This window comes from Kitasatospora sp. NPDC053057 (assembly GCF_044546945.1).
Taxonomy (GTDB): domain Bacteria; phylum Actinomycetota; class Actinomycetes; order Streptomycetales; family Streptomycetaceae; genus Kitasatospora.
The window spans coordinates 1-5,651 of sequence record NZ_JBITZP010000097.1; the positions used below are offsets into that span (position 1 = coordinate 1).

At 68.1% G+C, this 5,651-nt stretch carries 6 protein-coding genes; 2 read left to right on the forward strand and 4 right to left on the reverse strand.

Going from position 1 to position 5,651, the window contains the following annotated elements; all coding sequences use genetic code 11:
* A partial coding sequence (locus ACIG5E_RS38900) for a tyrosine-type recombinase/integrase (protein ID WP_396541955.1) occupies positions 1–1,470 on the reverse strand: 1,470 nt, incomplete at its 3' end.
* Positions 1,471–1,516: 46 nt separating this feature from the next.
* Positions 1,517–2,245 carry a DUF2625 domain-containing protein gene (locus tag ACIG5E_RS38905; RefSeq protein ID WP_396541956.1) on the reverse strand — a complete coding sequence of 243 codons (729 nt, stop codon included), beginning with the start codon at positions 2,243–2,245 and terminating at the stop codon, positions 1,517–1,519.
* Positions 2,246–2,248: 3 nt separating this feature from the next.
* Between ACIG5E_RS38905 and ACIG5E_RS38910 the strand changes: the two genes are divergently transcribed.
* Positions 2,249–3,286, forward strand: a complete 1,038-nt coding sequence (locus ACIG5E_RS38910; protein WP_396541958.1) for a Mu transposase domain-containing protein — start codon at positions 2,249–2,251, stop codon at positions 3,284–3,286.
* Positions 3,283–4,083 (forward strand): IS21-like element helper ATPase IstB, encoded by an 801-nt coding sequence (istB, locus tag ACIG5E_RS38915; protein ID WP_396541960.1) that lies wholly within the window; start codon positions 3,283–3,285, stop codon positions 4,081–4,083. Before ACIG5E_RS38910 ends, istB begins: the two co-directional genes overlap by 4 nt.
* Here the strand turns inward: istB and ACIG5E_RS38920 are convergent.
* Together ACIG5E_RS38920 and ACIG5E_RS38925 are read right to left on the reverse strand one after the other, a co-directional pair.
* Positions 4,019–4,399: a hypothetical protein gene (locus ACIG5E_RS38920; RefSeq protein ID WP_396541962.1), complete on the reverse strand. Its 381-nt coding sequence runs from the start codon at positions 4,397–4,399 to the stop codon at positions 4,019–4,021. The genes istB and ACIG5E_RS38920 overlap by 65 nt on opposite strands.
* Before the next feature lies 1 nt (position 4,400).
* Positions 4,401–5,387 carry a tyrosine-type recombinase/integrase gene (locus ACIG5E_RS38925; protein WP_396541964.1) on the reverse strand — a complete coding sequence of 329 codons (987 nt, stop codon included), beginning with the start codon at positions 5,385–5,387 and terminating at the stop codon, positions 4,401–4,403.
* Between the last annotated feature and the right edge of the window lie 264 nt (positions 5,388–5,651).

The following is a 5,651-nucleotide window of genomic DNA, read 5'->3' on the forward strand; positions in this document are numbered from 1 at the left end:
GGTGACCCACTTCATGAACCCGACATCACGACACGCCGGGGAACCTCTGCATTTGAACCCGTACGCACCTCTGCACCTGAGGTAGTACCCGGACACCATCGTCGTGTCAAGACTCCTATGCCCGCAGATCACTTGGGCGATGTGCGGTGGCAGGCCGTTCATGATGGCGTCGGTCACGAAGATCCTGCGGAAGTCGTGCGGGGAGAAGACAAGCGGTTCGCCGCCAGCATCAGTCAGGCCCGTGGTGGCCAGCGCGTTGATCAGAAGCTTGCGGAGCGCGGTCGGGGTGAATGCGCGGTGTTCGGTGCCGATATCGCGCTGGAACAGCAGCGGCATCGGCGGGTTCCAGACCCGCTCGTGGACGTCGTAGGAGGTCACCAGCGGGATAGCGCCGCTGCCTCCTCGCAGGCAGCGGATGATGCTGGAAAGGACGTCCGCCAGTTCCGGGCTGACCAGCAGGAGCCGTTCGCTGTCGGTCTTGGACGGGGCGACCTGCAGCAGGGGCACGACTTCGCCGGTGCTGGGAAGCCGGTATTCGGTGATGCTGTGGTGGGTCAGCTCCAGGAGCTCCTCGTTGCGGATGCCTGTCAGACGCAGGACCTCGATCGCGGCGAAGGCCCAGAAGGCTTCGGTCTCCTCGTAGGTGAGGTTCCGCCGCCGCCCGGTCGAGGTCTCCTCGGCCCAGGTCAGGTGCCCGGCGGCCTTGGGCGCGACGGCTCTGCGCAAGGTTCCGGCGGTGTCGGGGATCAGGTCCCCGGGCCAGGTGTGCTCGGCGGCAGCCAGTAGTTCGGCTGCGGCGCGTCGCCTGCGGTCGACGGTGTCGGTCAGCACTGGCAGGAGGGGAAGCCGTTCGCGAGTGCGCTGGTCCATCCGGGCCTTGCGGTGTTTGCGGTCCTTGGCCTTGCTGATCTCCTCATCGCTGATCGGGCAGGGGACGACCCACGGTGCCCAGCGGGCCGGCTCTTCCGCAGCCCACTGGGCGATGTCCAGATAGAAGGCGCGGACGCGGATGAGCTCGTCCTTGGCGTTCAGCCTGGGGCTGGCGACCTCGACGGCGGTGCCGTCCGGACCGATCGTGGTGCGTTTCTTGGTGGCGATGTCTGTCTTCCAGGCCCGGGCCAGTGCTGGTGGCAGCCGCAGGGAGTCGATGCCTGGTGAGAGTGCTTCGATCCGGGTCCAGAACAGCCCGGCCAGCGTCCGCGACACCGCGTCCAGGCTGGTGTAGTCCAACGACGGCTGCCGTTCGCGCAGGTAGTCCACGATCAGGTCGCGGACCGGGCGGCACCGGATCGGATAGCGATCCACGAGTTCTTCGATGCTCAGCTGGCCGGCGGCAAGCCCGAACGCCCGGATCGTGGCCGGGGCGTCTTCAGGGAAGACTCCCAAGGCCCGCAGACGAAGGTAGAAGTCGACTTTGCGCTGACCCCCGCGGACATGGACCCGACGCAAGGTGTCGACCAGCTGCGCCATGACCTCCCAACCGACGATAGCTCGTCGAAAGGGTCAGCTCTCGGACCTATACCGCACCGAGGAATCCCGGATCGACCGGGCCCATCTGCTGGGCGAAGTCGGCGGCGACGCCGAGGACTTCACGCATCGGCACGGCACGGCGACTGGTGGCCGCAAGATCCGCTTGAGCCTCCTGCGACCACAAGAACGGAATCACCGAGATGCCCTGCGAGAAGGACAACGCGGCCGCCTCCTCACGCCAGCCTGGCCAGCGCAGCCCTTCATAGAACTTCTCCAGCCGTCCGGACAGCATCCAGGAGATCCATACCGAGTGACCCATCTCCATCGCTTCCCACTCCAACGTGTCCGGGGCGAAGTAGGTCATCTGTCCTGGGACGCCGGGCCGACCCGCCGCTTCCGGGTCGTGGCCGTTCAGCGCGAACACCCCACCCAACACGTCGTGGCCGACGATCAGGCCCTTCGCCGGATGCCAGGCGGGATCGAAATCGGCGGGGAACACATTGACCTGGGCAAGGCTTGGCAGACTGCCGTCGTCTTCGCCCGACCCTCCGCCGAACACACGCACCCATCCGTCATCGAGGACCAGGCCGCCGCTGTTCAACGCCACGGCGCCGAGCACTGATCGCGCCGTGACTTGCATCTGCAGCAGGCACCGGCGGCCCTCGCCCCGGTCAACGGGCAGCACCTTTACCGGAACAGTGCCGGCCGCGAACAGCTCCTGCAGCTCGGGCCAGGCCGGGTCGTCTACGTTGATCAGCTCATCAGTTCCACGCATCCGATGATGATCCCAGTGCTGCCCGACGTCTCCGACGCCAGGTCCGAGGGGCAGATTCCTATGGACGGAGGGCGACGCAGGCTCCCGAAGTTCAGAGAATTCGGGTTCGACGCGTTCTACTGCCTGCCCGGCAAGGACGGCGCCCACGAGAAGGGCGGGGTCGAGCATGAGGGCGGCCGCTTCCGCCGCACCCACCTGGTCCCGGTCCCCGAGGTGGACACGCTCGCGGACCTGAACGAGCGCATCGAGCGGATCGAGGCCGAGGAGGACGCCCGGCACATCGACAACCGCCCGACCTCGGTCGGCTTCGACTCCCGTGAGGAACAGCCGCTGCTGCGGCCGGTCCCTCTGGACGAGTTCGACGTCGGGCTGACCTCGACGCCGAAGGTCAACCGTTCGTCGCGGGTGACGATCCGCCAGAACCACTACTCGGTGCCGGCCCGGTTCATCGGCCGCAACGTGCGGGTGTCGCTGCGGGCCGACGAGGTCGTGGTCTTCGACCGGCACGAGGTCGTCGCCCGCCACCCCCGGCTGCCCGGCCGCTACGGCTACCGGGACCTACTCGATCACTACCTGGAGGTCCTGCGGGCCAAGCCCGGCGCGCTGGAGGGTTCCACCGGTCTCGCTGCGGCCCGCGCGGACGGCTCGTTCACCTCAGTCCACGACGCGTTCTGGGCCGCCGCCCGCGAGGCCCACGGCCGGTCCGCCGGCACCCGCGCGTTGATCGAGGTCCTACTGTTGCACCGCCGCCTGCCCGCCGAAGCCGTCATCGCCGGGATGAGCGCGGTCCTGGAGGCTGGCTCGGTCTCCCCGGAGCTGGTCGCCATCGAGGCCCGCAAGGCCCACGCCGTGGCCGGCGGGCCGCCACCCGTCGTGATCACGCCGCCCCCGGCCGCCGACGAGGAGCCCGAGGACATCGTGTCCGCGCGGGTGATCTCCCTGCCCACCAGACGTCCCGAACTACCGCCGGACACTCGCCCGGCGCCGTCGCTGGCCGCCTACGGCCAGCTCCTTTCAATCACCTCGAAAGGCTCAGCATGACGCAGAGCACCACCCAGGCCCCGAACCAGCAGGGGTCCTGGGCTTCCTCAGGGCTGCCCGGACAGCGGAGCGCCGACCCCGCGATCGCCATCGAGACGGCCTGCCGCACGCTGGGCCTGACCACGATGCGGGGCCGCTGGGAGGAGGCGGTCCAGCAGGCTCTGCGCGAGCACGCCTCCTATGCCGACTTCCTGGCCGAGCTGTTGGAGAGCGAATGCGAGGACCGCGAGGAACGGCGCAAGATGCGCCGGGTGAAGGAGGCGGGCTTCCCACGGCAGAAGCGCATCGAGGACTTCGACTTCTCGAAGAACCCGAACGTCTCCCCGGAGGTCGTGAACACCCTGGCCACGATGAATTGGGTGAGGGCCGGGCAGCCGCTCTGCCTGATCGGCGACTCCGGGACCGGCAAGTCCCACCTGCTGATCGGGATCGGCACTGCGGTTGCCGAGGCCGGCGGGAGAGTCCGCTACACAACCGCCGCGAACCTGGTCAACGAGCTTGCCGAGGCCGCCGACGACAAGCAACTCGGCCGCACGATCAAGAAGTACGGGCGCGTCGACCTTCTCTGCCTGGACGAACTCGGCTACGTCAAGCTCGACCGGCACGGCGCCGAACTGCTCTTCCAGATCTTCACCGAACGCGAGGAACGGCACGCGATCGCGATCGCCTCCAACCAGCCGTTCGTCAAAGCGCACATGTTCCGGCGAACCTGTGCCAGGTGGCGGCGAAACTTCACGGGTTCGTGGTGCGTGCAGTCCGGAAGTCTTGGTACTCGTCGCAGACGATGCCCTGGTTGACCCAGCGTCGGGGGTCGGCGGCAAGTTCGCGCTCTGCCAGGTGCAGGGCTTCCTCCGGAGTGGGCAGGACAGCGATCTCCCGTCCCCGGGTCTCTTCGTCGGGGTCAAGGGGCGGGAACTCGGTGATGTCGAGGAAGGTGTCGGTGCCGACGTCCTCGACCTCGCTCAGGTAGATCGTGATCCCCGCTCGGCTTGGGCTGAGGGCGACCCAGCGAAGTCCGTGACGGTCGTCGGGTTCGATGGCTCCGAGGAACTGCTCGATCTGCTTCCCGCGCTGGAGGGCGGCGAGGGCGAAAGCAGGGGTGAGGTGCCGCATGTCAGGTCCTCTGCTGGTGCTGGTCGGGTAGGCGTCCAGGGTCGATGTGATCAGCAAGGTAGATCAGAGCGGCTTGCGGGTCCATGCCGAAGGCGGAGGCTACGAGTTTGGGGTCCATCGTGTTGACGAGGTCGACGAGGCGGGTGCTGCGGATCATTCGCGGCGGGAAGCCGCAGTCGTCAAGGATGTGGGAGAGATAGGAAGTTGAGGCTGGGCTTCGTCCGGCCTTTGTCCCTTTGGTGACCATGACGTGGGGATTGTCGGTCCGCCAGGCCGCCCGGTGGGCCAGGCCCTGCTGCAGCACGGTCCAGGAGGCGGGGTCGAGGGGGACGGGATGGGGCCGTTTGCCGAGCCGCACTTTCCGGGCGGCCTCGTCGATGTCGTCGATCTGCAGCATCCGTGCCTCTGAGCTGGAGACTCCGTGCAGCAGGGCGAGCATGCCCACCAGGGCCTCGTGCGGGTGCACGCGCTCCCCGGTCGTCCAGCGATGGAAGAGCTGACGCTGCTGGTCCAGGGTGAGGGTCCGGCCGCGGAAGCCGTTCGCCTCTTTGACGGTGAGCGTGTGGGTCGGATCGACCAGTACCACCTTGTTGGCGCGGGCGAATCGGAAGAACTGCCGCAGCACCGTCAGCCGGCGCTTGCGGGCCCTGGGCAGTGTTGCGAGGAACGCCTCGATGTCGTGCACATCGACGAGAGACCAGTCGTCCTTGTCCTGATCGGTCAACAGGAACAATGCCAGGTCGCGCATGGTGGCCAGGGCGGTCTCCTGGGTGTGGTCGCTGCGGGGACGGGTGCCGGCCCGGCGGGCCCGGTCCTGGGCTCGCATCCTCGAGGCGTCGAACGCCGACACGGCCGCCCGCATCGAGTCCGGCACGGCCTCAATACGTCGGCGTCGGCGCCCTGCGGCCAGCCGCTCGGCCTGGTCGGTGGGCAGTGCCAGGCCGTGGCGGGTGAAGAAGTCCTCCAACGCGCGGGCGAAGGAGCCCATCGACCGTCCTGGTCGTCGTGATCGTTCCAGCAGGGCCGGGGGCGAGTTGGGATGCTCGTCCTGCAGGAGCCGGCCCAGGTCGGTGACGAAACCGCAGGCCCGCGAGACGCAGTGCCGGGCGGCGATGTGGGCGACGAAGTCGCCCAACCAGGAAGGCGGCTCGGGGAGTTTTTCGGGCTCTCCTGCTTGATGTGTGGGTCAGGCTGTCGCGGGTTGGCGTCCAGGGAGGGTGGGGCGAGGGCCCGCCAGGGTGAGCATGACCAG